General features: G+C 33.7%; 14 protein-coding genes. 4 read left to right on the plus strand and 10 right to left on the minus strand.

Annotated features, from left to right (window positions below; all coding sequences use genetic code 11):
- Positions 1-5 precede the first annotated feature (5 nt).
- Positions 6-956: an agmatinase gene (gene speB, locus BK821_RS03950; protein WP_071331262.1), complete on the minus strand. Its 951-nt coding sequence runs from the start codon at positions 954-956 to the stop codon at positions 6-8.
- A 264-nt stretch (positions 957-1,220) separates the two neighbouring features.
- Between speB and BK821_RS03955 the strand changes: the two genes are divergently transcribed.
- The gene (locus BK821_RS03955; RefSeq protein WP_141768359.1) at positions 1,221-1,502 is read left to right on the plus strand and encodes a hypothetical protein; all 282 of its coding nucleotides are present in this window, start codon (positions 1,221-1,223) and stop codon (positions 1,500-1,502) included.
- A 197-nt stretch (positions 1,503-1,699) separates the two neighbouring features.
- Here BK821_RS03955 and glpT read toward each other — a convergent pair whose 3' ends face one another.
- The 5 genes from glpT to BK821_RS03980 all read right to left on the minus strand — a co-directional run bounded on the left by glpT (position 1,700) and on the right by BK821_RS03980 (position 8,940).
- Entirely contained in the window at positions 1,700-3,055 is a 1,356-nt protein-coding gene (glpT, locus tag BK821_RS03960) for a glycerol-3-phosphate transporter (protein WP_071331264.1), read from the minus strand.
- Positions 3,056-3,333: 278 nt separating this feature from the next.
- Entirely contained in the window at positions 3,334-4,719 is a 1,386-nt protein-coding gene (locus BK821_RS03965) for an MFS transporter (RefSeq protein WP_046837019.1), read from the minus strand.
- A 383-nt stretch (positions 4,720-5,102) separates the two neighbouring features.
- A complete protein-coding gene (locus BK821_RS03970; protein ID WP_071331265.1) occupies positions 5,103-6,080 on the minus strand; it encodes a LacI family DNA-binding transcriptional regulator in 978 nt (325 codons plus the stop codon).
- Between the two features lie 103 nt (positions 6,081-6,183).
- On the minus strand, positions 6,184-7,614 hold the full coding sequence (locus BK821_RS03975; RefSeq protein WP_071331266.1) for a glycoside hydrolase family 32 protein: 1,431 nt from the start codon (positions 7,612-7,614) through the stop codon (positions 6,184-6,186).
- 30 nt (positions 7,615-7,644) lie between these two features.
- The gene (locus tag BK821_RS03980; protein ID WP_346172385.1) at positions 7,645-8,940 is read right to left on the minus strand and encodes an oligosaccharide MFS transporter; all 1,296 of its coding nucleotides are present in this window, start codon (positions 8,938-8,940) and stop codon (positions 7,645-7,647) included.
- A 305-nt stretch (positions 8,941-9,245) separates the two neighbouring features.
- Here BK821_RS03980 and BK821_RS03985 point away from each other — a divergent pair, with 305 nt between their 5' ends.
- Both BK821_RS03985 and BK821_RS03990 read left to right on the plus strand, forming a co-directional pair.
- The gene (locus BK821_RS03985) at positions 9,246-9,599 is read left to right on the plus strand and encodes a zinc ribbon domain-containing protein YjdM (protein WP_046837016.1); all 354 of its coding nucleotides are present in this window, start codon (positions 9,246-9,248) and stop codon (positions 9,597-9,599) included.
- Between the two features lie 188 nt (positions 9,600-9,787).
- The gene (locus BK821_RS03990) at positions 9,788-10,333 is read left to right on the plus strand and encodes a YdhK family protein (protein ID WP_046837015.1); all 546 of its coding nucleotides are present in this window, start codon (positions 9,788-9,790) and stop codon (positions 10,331-10,333) included.
- 95 nt (positions 10,334-10,428) lie between these two features.
- On the opposite strand, the gene BK821_RS03995 is transcribed toward BK821_RS03990, so the two are convergent.
- The 4 genes from BK821_RS03995 to dcuS all read right to left on the minus strand — a co-directional run bounded on the left by BK821_RS03995 (position 10,429) and on the right by dcuS (position 15,478).
- On the minus strand, positions 10,429-11,613 hold the full coding sequence (locus tag BK821_RS03995) for an NAD(P)-dependent malic enzyme (RefSeq protein ID WP_071331267.1): 1,185 nt from the start codon (positions 11,611-11,613) through the stop codon (positions 10,429-10,431).
- A 39-nt stretch (positions 11,614-11,652) separates the two neighbouring features.
- Positions 11,653-13,020 (minus strand): 2-hydroxycarboxylate transporter family protein, encoded by a 1,368-nt coding sequence (locus BK821_RS04000; RefSeq protein WP_046837013.1) that lies wholly within the window; start codon positions 13,018-13,020, stop codon positions 11,653-11,655.
- Positions 13,021-13,160: 140 nt separating this feature from the next.
- On the minus strand, positions 13,161-13,874 hold the full coding sequence (locus tag BK821_RS04005; RefSeq protein WP_046837012.1) for a response regulator: 714 nt from the start codon (positions 13,872-13,874) through the stop codon (positions 13,161-13,163).
- Positions 13,871-15,478 (minus strand): DcuS/MalK family sensor histidine kinase, encoded by a 1,608-nt coding sequence (gene dcuS, locus BK821_RS04010; protein WP_071331268.1) that lies wholly within the window; start codon positions 15,476-15,478, stop codon positions 13,871-13,873. Before dcuS ends, BK821_RS04005 begins: the two co-directional genes overlap by 4 nt.
- Before the next feature lie 271 nt (positions 15,479-15,749).
- Here dcuS and BK821_RS04015 point away from each other — a divergent pair, with 271 nt between their 5' ends.
- The gene (locus BK821_RS04015; protein ID WP_082104716.1) at positions 15,750-16,124 is read left to right on the plus strand and encodes a MerR family transcriptional regulator; all 375 of its coding nucleotides are present in this window, start codon (positions 15,750-15,752) and stop codon (positions 16,122-16,124) included.
- Positions 16,125-16,139: the final 15 nt, after the last annotated feature.

A 16,139-nucleotide genomic window follows, 5' to 3' on the forward strand; every position in this document is an offset into this window, starting at 1 on the left:
TAAATTTATTGGTTTTCACTTCTCCGTTTTGCTAATGCTATTAATGTTACCATTTCAAATATGACTGAAGATGCAGCTACAGCTGTTATTTCATTAGAATCATATGTTGGCAATACTTCTACTAAATCGAATCCTTTAATATTTAGACCATCAAGTTTCCTTACATATTCTAATGCTTCAAAGCTTGTTGGTCCTCCAACTTCTGGTGTTCCAGTTCCTGGAGCATACGCAGGATCTAAAAAATCAATATCGAAGGAAACGAAAACTGGGTTGTCTCCCACTCGTTTGTGGATTTTATCTATTACGTTTTCAATACCTAGTTCACGTGCTTCTCTCATTGGAATGACTTGATATCCTAAATCTCTTGCATTTTGTATATCTTCAGGTCCATATAATGGTCCTCTAATACCGACTTGAATTGATTTTTTTGTATCAACTAACCCTTCTTCTACCGCTCTTCTAAATGGCGTTCCATGAACATATTTTTCACCAAAATAATCTTCCCAGGTATCGCTATGAGAATCAAAATGAACAAGTGATACAGGACCATATTTTTTGGCGAAAGCACGTAGATGGCCTAATGTTATTGAGTGGTCTCCTCCCATCATAATAGGAATAATCCCTTTGTTTAAAATAGGTGCTAATTTTTCAGTGATTTTATCATAAGTTTTCAACACATTACCTGGTATAACATCGACGTCCCCGTAATCTATACCTGAACAATAATCGAAAATATTTATATCTTGATCTGGATTATACGGTCTCAATAAAACTGAAAAATCTCGTATACTTTGAGGGCCATATCTTTGACCAGTTCTATTTGAAGCAGCAGTATCAAATGGTACACCCATAATTAAAAAATCTACGTTCTCTAAAGTGTTTTCCAATGGTAATCTCATAAAAGTTCTTGGTCCAACAAATCTTGGCGACATAGATGAATCTTTTGGCTTAAACATATAAATCCACTCCTTTAATTTTAAATGCTTTTGAATGCGCTTTCATAAATGCTAGTTTAACAAATATAAAAAGTAAAGAACCAGTTTGTTTTTTACTTGGTACCAGTTTGTTATTGTAAAATGTTAATATTTACTTCTCATAAGCTAAAACATGTATAAAATAGCCTTTTCTCGCGCTAAGTTAGTAGCTAAGGTGAGGAATGATGAGAGGGAAGATAACATAATTTAAAAGGCTCATATTTGATAGCCTTAGTTTTTGAAAATATGCGTCAACTCGAATTACAATCAGTTCATGAAGTAATTAAAGTAGGTGACACATTGTCTGATATAAAAGAGGCGCTTAATAGTGGCATTATAGCTGTAGGCGTTATTAAAGGTAGCTCGATTATTGGGCTAAGCGAAAGTGAATGGATTAATTTGAATAATGATGACAAGAAAAAAATTATAGAGGAGGCAAAACAAAAATTCTTAGCTCATGGGGCTCATTACGTATTGAATGATATAACAGAATTACCATTACTATTAGAGAACATACAAGAAAAATAGTGTGGTATGCTGTGTGAATATTATTTGCACTTTGAATCTTATAAAAATAATAGGCTTACAGAAGTGTATAGTATAACCCCCTCACAATCGTTTGAAGTGAGGGGGTTATCTTATATAAATGCTATGATTGGTACAATCAGATATTCAATAATTGAGAACAAGAATAAAAATATAGAGTTTTTAACAATTGTCGTTCTTTAAATACTTGATTGTCCACGTTTGTGCCACGTTAATGTGAAACTTAACATTGCTAATATACTAATAATTGTAAGGAGTAAGAAGCCAGCATCCCAACCTAAATGGTCCACTAAGAGTCCCATAATGATATTAGCCATTACTGCGCCTCCTAAATAACCAAATAAACCTGTTAAGCCAGCTGCAGTTCCAGCTGCTTTTTTCGGAACATAATCTAAGGCTTGTAAGCCAATTAACATGACTGGTCCATAAATTAAAAATCCGATGGAAATGAGCGCAATGTTATCAATTAATGGATTACCAGCTGGATTTAACCAATAAACGATAACCGCAATTGTAACACCGAGCATAAATATAAAGCCGGCAGGGCCTCGACGCCCTTTAAATACTTTATCAGAAATATAACCGCACAATAATGTACCAGGTATACCTGCCCATTCATATAGGAAGTAAGCCCAACCTGATGCTTTTAAATTAAAGTCCTTTTCTTCACTTAAATAGGTAGGAGCCCAGTCTAGAACGCCATAACGTACAAAATATACAAATATATTGGCAATCGCAATGGCCCATACCCATTTATTATTTAACACATACTTAAAAAGAATTTCTTTTGTAGTCAATTCAGTTTCAATGGTATGTTTTGAGTTTGTATCATAATCATCTTTATATGCTTCAATTGGAGGTAAGCCCTCTGATTGAGGTGTGTCTCTAATCAAACTATAGGAAATTAGTGCAATAATTATTGCCACAATGGCTGGAAGAATAAAAGTACCTTCAAATCCTTTTAAATAACCAAAAGACCAAGTGCTAATTAGCGTTACACCAACGAGCGCTAGTGGTGCCATTAAACCGCCGCCTACATTGTGTGCTACATTCCAAATTGCAGTCTTACTACCACGTTCGCTCACACTATACCAATGTACGAGGACACGTCCAGAAGGAGGCCATCCCATACCTTGAAACCATCCATTTAAAAACATCATCACAAACATAATGAAAATGCTCGATGTAAGTACAGGAATAAAACCTAATAATAAATTAACGATAGCCGTTAAAATTAAGCCTAATGTTAAAAATATACGGGCGTTACTCCGGTCACTTACTGTTCCCATTACAAACTTACTGATACCATAGGCAATCGATATAGCAGATAAAGCGACACCTAAACCAGTTTTACTAAAACCTTCGTCAATTAAGTAGGGCATCGCTAATGAGAAGTTTTTACGTAATAAATAATAACCAGCATAGCCTAAGAAAATACCAAGGAACACTTGTAACCTTAAACGTTTGTATGTATCATCTACTTTTTCTGATGGAAGCGGTTTGATATGCTTCGCAGGTTTTAAAAAGTTGAACATAAAGCTAATTCCCTCCTTTATTAATTTTAATTTAAAAAATAATTAACTTAATATTAAGATAGAGTGAATTGTAAGCGATGTCAATATATGTTGGAATAATATTTTATAACATACTAAAAACAACTTGCTATATTTATATTGTTTTTCCATAGGAATTTATTATCTTTCATAGAAAAACACCTCCGTATAAATTCAAATTTAAATAAATTTATACGGAGGCGTTTTTAGTTGTAAATTTTTATTTGAAATAAAAATAACTTCATAAATAGAAAAAGGCGTTAACTTTCGATACCTTGTTTTCTTGGAATAGCAAATAGAACGATAATAAACGATAATAGGGCTAATAATACGTTTAACCCAAAGCCAAGCATTGCACTAGTTTCTAAACTTAATGCTGTTTTACCAATAGCATAAATTGTACCGGACAATGCGACACCAAAAGCATTACCTAGTGATGAAGACATTTTGTATACACCTGAGGCCATACCTATTTGATCTTCTGAAGCATTTGCAATAGCTGTATCCATAGAAGGTGTAGCATAGAAACCTAAACCTAGACCATAAATGAAATAACCGATGATACAAAATACCACGTATAGTGTATTAGGTAAGAATGTAAATGATATTAAAATAATACCAATCATATTAAGTAAACTACCTATAACCATAGGTTTTTTAGCACCTAAATGCTGTAATATTTTTTCTCCAATACGAATCGTAGCAATTACTGTAACGAGGTAAGTAATTGTCAGCGCACCTGATTGGAATGCATTAAAACCTAGTGATTCTTGAACAAATGTATTGCCGACTATTAATGTTCCTGCAACGGCATTCATTAAAAAGTTAGATAGTGTTGAACCGGTATAACCCATATCTTTAAAGATTTTAAAATCAATTAATGGATTGTTTATTCTTCTTTCAACAATAATAAATACAATAAGTGAAACAATAAATATAGCTATCATTGTTAATATTAACGGAGAAAATAGACCATAATCTGAACTTTGAGTAATAATAAGGTTAATGCTAAATACAAATATAACGAAAATAACTAATCCGGCAATGTCGAATTTTTTATTTGCTTTAGATTGAGCACGTACTTCGGGCGTGCCTTTAATAAGTAAGATAGAAATTAAGGACACAATGATTGATATGATAAAAATCCATTTCCATCCAATCGCTGTTGAAACAATACCACCGAAGAATGAGGCGATACCGCCACCACCCCATGATCCAATAGACCAATAACTTAAAGCTGCTTGGCGATGTCTGCCATTATAATAAGCTTTGACCAATGAGAGTGTCGCTGGCATAACTATTGCTGCTGAAAACCCTTGTATAATGCGACCTGTTATGAATAAAGGGACAGCAGATGAAATAATAATTAATAATGACCCTAGAATATTTAATGCTAATCCAATATAAGTCATTTTTACGTAACCAAACTTATCAGCTAAACTACCTGCACCTACAACAAACATACCAGAGAATAACGCTGTAATACTGACTGCGGCGTTAATGATTCCGGCATTTGCGCCAAATTCTTCTTTTAATGTTGGAACGATATTGACGAGTGAGCTTGAGAATAACCAGAAAGTTATAACACCAAGAACGATACCTGTAAGAAGTCTTCCATTGCCTTTAAAATCTGTTTCTTTAAGCACTTTTTTTCATCCTCCACGCTTGCATCTTTAAAATCCTTTACTATTTTAAATTGTTTTAAATTAGATATTTAAGAATTTTAAAAGCTTTTAAAATCTTGCCATACTTAAATATCTTATTCCTTTTATATAATTTTTCAAGACAAAAAACTGTATTTTCCTTCATAAGCAAAAATAGTTTGCTTTGCTAACCAAAAGTGGTAGAATGTCTCGGTGCGCAAAATTTGATGAACGTAAAATTTTATTGTCAAATACTGTAATGAGGACGTATTGAAGGCCTTTTTTGAATTAGCACTATCATTATATATATTCGGTATGATTATAAAATAAAAAGAATCCCGACAACTACAGCAAGAGTTCTCGAGATTCTTTAGATTGGAAATATATTAACCTGTTGTACCTTCCCACAGTTTAACAGGTAACACATATTCATTTTTCGTAGGATCATTCATTAGGCGTTTTGTTAAAACTGATAATGCTGTTGTAGCCATATCATCAATAGGTTGAATGATTGTTGTTAAGTCAGGTTGAATGTTTCTCATCATTTGTGTACCATCATAGCCAATAATTTTGAAGTTATCAGGCACCTTTTTTCCGAATTCATAGGCGAGTTGCAATATCATTGCAGCGTCGATGTCATTGGATACAAAAATGCCTTCAATTTCAGTATATTCTTTAAGAATTTGACGAAAAGTTTCTTTTTTATTAATATCATTCAAACTAAAATCTACTTCATAACACATCGGTTCTAAGTGATGAGCGTTCATTGTATCTACATAGGCTGATTTTCTTCTGTTTGCTGGTGTTTCTAAATCGGTTGGGCCATGTAAATGCAATATTTTTGTTAATCCTTGCTGAATTAATCTTTCTGTAGCCATTTTACCGCCATTATAATTATCAGATTCGATAATTGGAATATCCTCATTCATAATACGATCTATAGCGACAATAGGTAATTGAGCGTTTTCGTATTGTTTAATATTTTGGTTATGGGTTCCAACAATTAAGCCATCAATCTGATTCGATAATAATTGATCTAGGTAATGCATTTCTTTTTCTGGATCATTCATAGAGTTACCAATAATAACTTTATAGCCTTGGTTATATAACTTTATTTCTAATGCTTCGACGAGTTCACCGAAAAAGGGATTTGCTACAGTGGGAAAGAGTAAGCCGATAATGTGTGTTTGTTTTTTATATAACTGTCGTGCCACCGTATTGGGTTTATAGTTCAAAGTCTTCATAGCCGAATTTACTTTATCAATTGTAGCTTGGCTGAGATAACCACGATTATTTAAAACCCTCGACACCGTAGTCTTGGATACATTGGCTAATTTAGCAACATCTTCTAATTTAGGTTTCATATAAACCTCCTCAATAATTCTTAATTATCTCTAGTTTAATAAATATATTGAGAAAGTGAAAGGAAACAAAGGCCCACATATGATTCATATGCAGACCTTTGAACTAGAATTGTATAGCTTCATCCTTAAGGTTATAAACGAGAGCTTGACCTGATAAAGAACGATTTGATGTATTTTCAATACTTAATATTGGCGTATGCGGGTAATAATAACGTTCTGTAAAGCATTTTTCACCATCATTAATAAAAATTTCTACGGAACTCTTATCTATAAAAATACGTAAATTCACTTCATGAGATGCTGCAATATCAGCATAACGACAATCATCATGGTCTTTGCGGAATAACGTAAATGAATGACTTTGTGTATTGTAAGTGAGTGACATTATAGTATCATCTTGTTGAGTGTTTAGTGTCAATTTAATAGTATCGTTTTCGAATTTATTTGTTTTCAAGGATAGATTTACTTCAACATGTGCACTATCATTAGATAACAATACTTGGCGATTATCTAATGATAGTGAGCGACATTCTCCTGTACGAAGGTTTTTAACTTCTTCCACAGGGTTCATAAATACTTTGTTATTTTTTAAATTGAGCGTTCTAGGTAAAGTTAAAGCACCTGCCCATCCATCTTCTTGTTCGATTATTTCATTTTCCCACATGTCCATCCAACCGATAACAACAGTTCTACCATCTGGTGTTAAGGTAGTTTGTGCCGCATAAAAATCATGACCATTATCTAATTCTATAAATGAGCTATCTCTATTGAAAGTGGATTGCGTATAATCTAAATGGCCTATAAAATAACCTGTTTGGAATAAGTTGAGAAATTTTTTATGTTCAGCTTCAATACCTTGTGGAGAAAAGAGCAAAATATGCTTGTGCTTTAATTCGAAAAGGTCTGGACATTCCCACATGAAGCCTTCTTTAGCGACTTGTTTAGATTTATCAATAGCCCCTTGATATTCCCATTTTTTGAGATCAGAAGATTTATATAATAGGGCACGTCCTAAACCGTCATGACCTTGGCTACCTAAAATCATGTAAAATCCATCTTCGTATTGCCACACTTTAGGGTCTCTGAAATGCTGAGTATTATCTGCTGGTGGTGTGGCAATGATTGGATTGTGCTCATACTTAGTAAAATGTATGCCATCTTGGCTATACGCCATATTTTGATTTTCCCAGAAATCTTCAGGCTGATTACTATCATTAAAATGATGACCAGTGTAGATAAGGTAAAGTGTATCATCTTTGACAATTGCGCTCCCTGAGAAACAACCATCCGTATCTTCGGGATCTCCTGGCGTTAATGCAATAGGGAGGGTTTCCCAATGCACTAAATCTTTACTGCGAGCATGTCCCCAATGCATGGGGCTACCGCCTTTTTCACTATAAGGGTAATATTGATAAAAGATATGATAATATCCCTTGAAGTAACAAAAGCCATTTGGATCATTTATCCATCCTGAAGGTGCCATAACGTGATAGCCTAAACGATATTTGTGTGATTTTAACTGAACTGGATTCATAAAATATATGCCTACTTTCTATAATTAATTTTAATTTGTTAGTTGTGCATTTTTAAGGAAAGGATCACCATCTACCATTTCATCATCATTTTTCAATAAAATAAAACCGAATACGGCTGCTATCATGACAATGATTGAAATGAGAATAAATGTATAATTGTATCCTATGTTATCTCGGAGTATGCCTAATGGTGTTGAAAGTAAAACAGAACCAATTTGACCTGATATTTGTAAGCCGACAAGATAAAGTGTTGCAGATAATTTAGGGTCAAAGTGCAGAGTCAGATATCTAAAGGTTGGTAACATGAATAAGGGTACTTCTAAAGCATGCATCATTTTAATTAAAGACATTAAAATGGGACTGTCGGTAGAAGCACTTAACCCAATGCGTAAAAACATAACAGATACGCCTAACATTAACGTGGGCTTCACCCCAATTTTCATCATAATAATAGGAACAATACCCATCATGATGGCCTCGCAAAATACCTGCAATGAGTTTAAATTTCCATACATCGTTTGGCCTGTCTTTGGATTATCAAATAATTTGGTATAAAAATCAGGAAACATTTGCCCATCGTAAATACCATAGAAGGTGCCCGTAAACATGATAAATAACATTACGACCCATAAATGCTTCATTTTAAGCGTTTCAATCATGTCTTTGGCAGTGGGTATAGATTCATCATCCGGATGATTACGTAAGGTTTTTATCATTTTCTTTTCATTTTTAGACTTTAATAAAATGAGATTTAATAAAAGAAATAGACTTAATAGCGAACCAAGCCAGAAATTAAAATCTGGATTGATCACAAATAAGTGACCCGCAATCAAAGCGGATAATGCAAATCCAATAGAACCCCATGCTCTGGCTTGTCCATATTTAAAATTAAAGAAACGACTTAATTTTTCAGCAACTGTTTCATAGACACCAGAAGCAGAAAGAAAACCTGCTGATAAAAAAATTGAACCTGCAATGACACCAACAAAAAAATGATTTTGAATTAAATCTTTGTATACTAAAGTGAAAAAAGGTCCAACTAAAACAGAAATTGAAGCACAAGAGATGATAAGTGTTCTTTTAATAACCAACTTGTCTTGAATTAAACCATAACTAAAAAGAAAAATAATCGTTACAAAGGAATTTACAGAATAAATGGTTCCAATTTCAGTACCGGACAAACCTAATCCATTACTTTTTGAAGCAAGCCAAATTTGAAAAAGAGACCACCATATGGACCAAGAAGCAAAGTATAAAAACATAGTTAAAGAACTTTGTACATAAGAGACATTTTTAAAAGGTTGTAAATGTTTAGTAATATTCAAATGCTTTTCTCCTTTCGCAACACATGTATTGAAAACGCTTTCTTAGAATTGTAGAGTACTCTTCTTTTTATGTCAACCGGTTGACATATGAGTTGATGATATTGCTTATGAATAAAAGAACTTTGATAATACATTTTAAATCAAAGTAGTAAGCAATAACTATATTAAAAAGTTGTATAGACTCAGGTAATAAGCGACGTCGTCATAACATATAAAGTTCACATATTTTTTAGAATTAAATCATACCTTTATTCATGAATTGTGTTATGTTATGTAGGAAAAGTTATATTATAGGAGGTATAAATATGGAAGCAACTTTACCAAATTGCCCAAAATGTGAATCAGAATATACATACGAAGATGGCAACTTATATGTTTGCCCAATGTGCAACCATGAATGGTCATCAAATGCAGATGAAAGTAATACAGAAGAAGAGATTATTAAAGATGTTAATGGTCAAGAACTCAATGATGGAGATGCGGTCACTGTTATCAAAGATTTAAAAGTTAAAGGCACGTCATCAGTAATTAAGCAGGGTACAAAAGTCAAAAGTATTCGCTTAGTAGAGCCAGAAGATGGACATGATATCGATTGTAAAATTGCAGGTATTGGACAAGTAGGCTTAAAGTCATCGCTTGTGAAGAAATCTAGTAAATAATAAGTTGTTCGTAATAGCTAAAAGCCTCGTAACTACCAATCAGTTACGAGGCTTTTATTATAATTTTTTATAGAAGATCATAAATCAGATATTTGAAATAGAAAATATTCAAAACACTATATACCCATACAGGGTATATGTTATGATAATATTAAATATTTTGATATAAAATAAAGAGGTGTTTTGTGATGATAAAAAAAGTGAGCTTTATAATTATAGCATCAGGTTTAATGTTGTCAGCTTGTTCAAATAATCATGAAGGTAAAGAACATGCTAACAATCAGCAACACGAAGACCATATGCAACATAAAGATACACAGCAGTTGCCAGATAATATGAAACAGACAAAAGACGGCGAATTTAAAAAAGGTGATAAAGTAACGATTACCATGGGACATATGGCTGGTATGAAAAACGCCAAAGGAACAGTGAAGGGCGCATATAAAACGCATGCTTATGTTGTCAGCTATAAACCAACTAATGGTAAAAAAGAAGTTGAAAATCATAAATGGGTTGTTAATGAAGAATTAGCAGATGCGCCTCAAAAAGGATTTGAAAAAGGCGACACTGCAAAATTAAAAGCAGATCATATGCCTGGAATGAAAGGTGCTAAAGCCACAATAGATAATGTTAAGCATACAACGGTTTATATCGTTGATTATAAATCTACAGACAATGGTAAATTGGTTAAAAATCATAAATGGATGACAGCTGATGAATTAAAATCCCGTTAATGTGATGACGATAATAGGTAAAATAAAAAGAGAAGTACATATGCTTTGTACTTCTCTTTTTTGATTTTTTATTTAAATAGAATGTTAAAAGCGACTTAGTTAGTGAGTAATGCTAATTCTTGACGAGCATGCATTTCTACTGCTTGTGCTACCGCAGTTGTGACATTAGGGTTTAAGGCACTTGGAATAATAAAACTTTCATTTAATTCGCTTTCTGGAATGACACTTGCGATTGCATGAGCAGCTGCTACTTTCGTTTCCATTGTAATATGTTTAGATTGTGCATTTAATATACCTTTGAATATTCCTGGAAAGGCTAATAAATTATTGATTTGGTTTGGATAGTCTGAACGCCCTGTACCGACGACAGCAGCACCTGCAGCAATTGCATCTTCTGGATAAATTTCTGGCACAGGGTTGGCTAAAGCAAAAATGATAGGGTTAGCACGCATTGTCTTGATATGTGCTTGTGTTAATGCTAAAGGACCCGACACCCCGATAAATACATCTGCGTGTTCAATAACATCATCTAAAGTACCGCGTTGCTCTGTTAAATTGGTACGAGTTGCAATATCATTTTGTGTAGCATTGAGCCATGATTCTCCTCTACACAAGACACCCTCCAGACTGACTAGAGATATGTTAGAGTAGCCAGCTTCTAGTAACAATTTAGCAATAGCAATGCCTGCTGAGCCTGCGCCGTTAATGACAATCTTCACATCATAATGCATTTTTTCTACAAGTTTTAGTGCGTTCGTTAAGGCTGCGAGAACAACGATAGCCGTTCCGTGTTGGTCATCGTGAAATACAGGGATGTCTAATTCTTCTTTTAAACGCGCTTCTATTTCAAAGCAACGTGGTGCTGATATATCTTCTAAATTAATACCAGCAAAGTTAGGTTGAAGTGCTTTAGTAATAGCAATAATTTCTTCTGTATGTGTGGTATCTAAACAAATTGGAAATGCATCTAATCCTGCCATTTGTTTAAATAAAATGCTTTTCCCTTCCATTACAGGTAATGCAGCCTTAGGACCAATATCTCCGAGGCCAAGTACTGCTGTACCATCAGTTACTACAGCAATCATATTACCTCTAGCAGTTAAGGTATTAACTTTATTTTCATCGTTGGCGATCGCTTTACATACTTCAGACACACCTGGGGTATAGACAACACTTAAATCTTCTTCAGAAGTGATATTAACCTTACTCGTAACTGCAATTTTCCCAGCATGCTGTTGGTGAAACGTTACCGAATCTATTTTCTCATTTTCTCTGGACATGTTTAGAACTCCTTGTTTTTAATATGTTTTGAATGTATGTTAGTTTAATAATTTCAAGAGCAAAGTTGCAAAAATAACAGTTGAAACGCCACCAATTCTAGTTGCTACCTGAGCAAAAGGCATCAGCGACATACGTCTAGAAGCTGATAAGATAGCTACATCGCCTGTACCACCTAAGCCACTGTGGCAACCTGTGACAATGGCTGCATCAACAGGATACATGTTCATTAATTTACCTACAAAGTATCCTGAACTAATCATTGTGATTACCACAGAGGCGCAAACAATAATATAGGCTGGTGTGACAATTTTAACGACATCACCTAATGGAATATAAAGCATACCTAAACCAACCATAAGTGGCCACGTAAGGCTTGTTGAAACAAACTTGTATAAATGGTGTGCACCCTGTTCCATTTTGCTAGGCATCCATTTTAAGCATTTAATCAATGTGGCAAAAAGTATCATAATCACGGGGCCTGGCATACCAGTAAATTTATGTCCCAGTGTACCGACAATAAAGAAACTACACGCAATTAGTAAGCCGGCGCCCATTAATGAAAAATCAATTGTTTTATGATCAGATTGAGTATCTTTAGAATTTTCACCTTCTGAAATCTTGTCTCCGTCTTTAGATTTTACCAATGTGCCATTGCCTGAAAGGGCTGTTTTCTTTTCCCCTAAACGCATCATTAACCCCGCAGAAACAACTGCGATAATATTACCGATAACTGCAGCTGGAATCATTTGACCAACAAAAGATTCTGCAGAGTCTCCCAAAATCGATGAATAAGCAATTGATAATGGTAGGATACCTTCTCCGATACCTCCACCAATAATTGGAACAATAATATAAAATACTGTATGCATGACATCATAGCCAAATAATAGGCCGACTAATATGCCTACGCCTACAGAACTAGCAGTACCTACTAACAAAGGCACGAACATACGCGTGAAGCCTTGAATTAACATCTTACTATTCATGCCTAAAATACTACCTACCACCAAACATGAAATATACAGATATAAGAAGTTTGATGTCTTCATTAAGGTTGTGACTGCTTTAACAGAAGCTGGATTCATTAAATTTAAAAATACTAATATAGATGGTATAAGTAATGCAAGTATGGCTGGACCACCAATATCTTTTAAAATAGGAATTTTCATCCCTAAATCACCTAGTAATATACCCATAATCATAATGACAGCAAATCCACCAATCATATCTGGTGGTAAAGTATTATATACAGAAGCGGCATAGATAATAATAGCTAACGTAATATATAGTGGTAGAGGCACAACGCCAACCTTTACATTTAATAATTTTGACCAAAAACCTTTAGCTGTTTCTTCTGATTCTCCCCCCGACAAAGAAAGCGCTTTCATTTTATTCTTTGAAATCATAATAATCCCCCTTATTAATCTTAAGTACATCTTAGTGCTTTAAGGGAATAAAGCCTAGTTTATGAAAGTTTTATAATCTTTTTGTAATTAAAAAAAGGGGGCGTAGCAGCCCCCTTTAAATATCGATAATTTTTGTATTTTTATTGCACATATTCATTTAGAAAATGTAGATTTTCTTGTTTGAAATGATATAAATAAACAGGTCTTCCTATGCCATAGGTAAGGGTTTCTTCCAATACGTCAATATCAGCTAAAAATTTCAAATATTTTCGGACAGATACTCTTGAAATATTTGCGATTTCTGCAATTTCATCAGTTGAAAATTCCATTTTACCGGAATGGTCGACTTTATTTACAATAGATTGGAGCGTTCCTTTAGTTAGTCCTTTAGGTAAATTGCCATTGGAATCTGAGGACGTACTTTTTTTATTAAATAACTCATTATCTAAGGCAGATTGGCTAACGCTCTGATTATCATTATAAAATTTAAGTTTCTCTTTATATTGAAGCAATGATTTTTTAAAACGTTCAAATTCGAATGGCTTGATTAAATAATCCATAGCGCCATAACGGAAAGCTTTTTGAATTTGATCTACATCAGATGCTGCGGTAATCAGTATCGCATCAATCTTCAAGTGATGTTCCCGTATATAAGTTAAAAGTGACAGGCCGTTTTGTTCTGGCATATAAACATCGAGCAAAATTAAATCAACATGTGTTTGCTCTATTGTTGTAATCGCTGCTGGCACATTATGCGTAATTGCCACTAAATCATAGCCATCTATTTTTTCTATAAATTGTTTGTTTAATTGCGCTACCATCGGATCGTCTTCCACGATCAATACACGTATCATTGATGATTCCCCTTTTCTTCATATGGTATGACGACTGAAAACTGTGTTTTCCCTTTAACGTGCGTATCGATAGTGATTGTACCTTCAAGCTTTTCGACACTTTGTTTAACAAGATACAGTCCATACCCTCTATGATTCCCTTTAGTTGAATACCCTTTATCAAATATTTTTTGTTGTAATTCATCATTTAACCCGATACCAGAATCCATAACATCTATATATAATTGTTTATCTAAATATTTTAAATATACTTCGATGGTTGGATAGATACTAGACGATGAAGATAGGGCATCCATGCTATTATCGATTAAGTTCCCAATAATAGTAATCGTTTCATGAGTTAAGTATGCATATTCTGGTTCGCGAATCATGCTCTCATTAATTATGGATAATTCAATATCCTTTTCTCTCGCTAGGCTAAGTTTGCCAATTAAAAAACCAGCTAGTGCAGGGTCTTTAATGTTGGAAGCGATTGTTTCATTTTCTTGAGTGCCATGATCTACAATTTCATGAATATATTTTTCTAAATCCTTATAATTTTCCATTTGTATCAGACCAAGGATAACATGTAATCTATTACTAAATTCATGAGATTGTGCACGTAACGTCTCGGCATAGGTCTTCACACCAACTAATTGTTCTGAAAGTTGAGCCATTTCTGTTTTATCCCTAAATGTAGAAATGGCACCCACGATTTCGTTATTCACAAAAAGTGGTACGCGGTTCACTAAAATTTTAACACCATTGATGTTTTGTTCTTCATCTAACTCTGGTTTACCAAATGCTAACACATGAGGTAGTTGCGTAGATTGCATGTAGTCATCGATTTTCATTCCTACGGCACGGTCAGGTAAGCCAGCTTTTTTAAATATTTCTTTTGCTGACTTATTTACTAAATTAATTTTGCCTTCTTGATCGACAGCGACAATACCTTCATGAACAGATTGTAGCATCGTATTACGTTCTTCTAGTAATTTAGCTATTGCTGAAGGCTCTAATCCATATAGAATCCTTTTAATATAGCGTGATAATAGGTATGCGCCTAATATACCAACAAGAATGCCTAGCAACGTGCCGATGAGTACTTCTCTTTTGCCTTCTGACATAGCATCATCTACACTTTTCATCGGAACACCTACCGCCACAACACCAATTTGTTTATGATTATTATCATACACAGGTGTAAATGAGCGTAGTGATTTACCTAATGTTCCTTCAGCTTCAGACATAGATGACTTACCATTTAGTGCTAGCATTTCGTCTCCACCTTGGAATCTTTTGCCTATGAGGTCAGGGTTTGGATGAGATTTGCGTATGCCATGCATATCCATAACAACTATGAAACTAACGCCAGTCACTGATTGTATTTCGGAAGTATATGATTGAATTTTATAAGCGTTTTTTTGATGCTTGAATCCTGATTCTACAATTTCAGAATGCGCTATGGTACGTGAAATCACTTCTGCTTTTTCTTCTGCAGTTTTATGTATGGCATTTCTCACAGTATTACCAATAAGCAAACTTGTAATGACTAATGACAAGATGACTACTAAACAGACAAAAATAATAATAATAGTACTAAGTTTCAATTGTCTTTTTCGCAAAATAGTTACCTTCCTTATTTGATACGGCGTATGTCTATTAATGTGTTTCTTACATTTTTAATATATGAATATTTGAGTCTTCTAGCTAAGAATATATTAAAAATATAATTTTACAAGCCATGTTCGGAATATTCTATCATTTTGTTGCTTTAATAGATCATCTGCATCACGTTATTAAGTATATGTTATTGATAAATAAGAAAGGATACTGTAGTTAAAATAGGGTATAAATATGAAAATATAGTTTTTAATTACTGAAGGAGCAATGTAAATGATGCAGTCGATTAAATCTGTAGCTACGGAGTTAGAGGTATCTAAAAATGCATTACGCTATTATGAAAAAGAGGAATTAATTGGTCCGATTGATCGAGATGCAAATGGTATTAGACAGTATAGTACTCAAGATATTGAAATGATATATAAAATCGTGCATCTACGTGCTATGGGAGCTACAATTAAAGAGATTAAAAGCCTATTATATGATCATGATGAAAATAATATAAATGATAGGATGATTGAAGATTTAATTAAATTTTTGGGTGAACTTGATAGCAGATTAACACGAAATATTAATGAAATTGAAAATCAAAAAGTAAAGATCCAGAAAAAAGTTTCAAGACTAGAAAATTTATTAAAAAATAAATAAAGACGAACCCGTATC

Source organism: Staphylococcus sp. LCT-H4, assembly GCF_001866145.1.
Lineage (GTDB): Bacteria > Bacillota > Bacilli > Staphylococcales > Staphylococcaceae > Staphylococcus > Staphylococcus succinus.

Excerpts from the sequence above, each read along its gene's own strand:
- glpT (WP_071331264.1), bottom strand. The coding sequence starts at position 3,055 with ATGTTCAACTTTTTAAAACCTGCGAAGCATATCAAACCGCTTCCATCA.
- BK821_RS04015 (WP_082104716.1), top strand. The coding sequence starts at position 15,750 with ATGATGCAGTCGATTAAATCTGTAGCTACGGAGTTAGAGGTATCTAAA.
- BK821_RS03955 (WP_141768359.1), top strand. The coding sequence starts at position 1,221 with ATGCGTCAACTCGAATTACAATCAGTTCATGAAGTAATTAAAGTAGGT.
- BK821_RS03970 (WP_071331265.1), bottom strand. The coding sequence starts at position 6,080 with ATGAAACCTAAATTAGAAGATGTTGCTAAATTAGCCAATGTATCCAAG.
- BK821_RS03990 (WP_046837015.1), top strand. The coding sequence starts at position 9,788 with ATGATAAAAAAAGTGAGCTTTATAATTATAGCATCAGGTTTAATGTTG.
- BK821_RS03975 (WP_071331266.1), bottom strand. The coding sequence starts at position 7,614 with ATGAATCCAGTTCAGTTAAAATCACACAAATATCGTTTAGGCTATCAC.
- BK821_RS03995 (WP_071331267.1), bottom strand. The coding sequence starts at position 11,613 with ATGTCCAGAGAAAATGAGAAAATAGATTCGGTAACGTTTCACCAACAG.
- BK821_RS04005 (WP_046837012.1), bottom strand. The coding sequence starts at position 13,874 with ATGATACGTGTATTGATCGTGGAAGACGATCCGATGGTAGCGCAATTA.
- BK821_RS03985 (WP_046837016.1), top strand. The coding sequence starts at position 9,246 with ATGGAAGCAACTTTACCAAATTGCCCAAAATGTGAATCAGAATATACA.
- speB (WP_071331262.1), bottom strand. The coding sequence starts at position 956 with ATGTTTAAGCCAAAAGATTCATCTATGTCGCCAAGATTTGTTGGACCA.
- BK821_RS04000 (WP_046837013.1), bottom strand. The coding sequence starts at position 13,020 with ATGATTTCAAAGAATAAAATGAAAGCGCTTTCTTTGTCGGGGGGAGAA.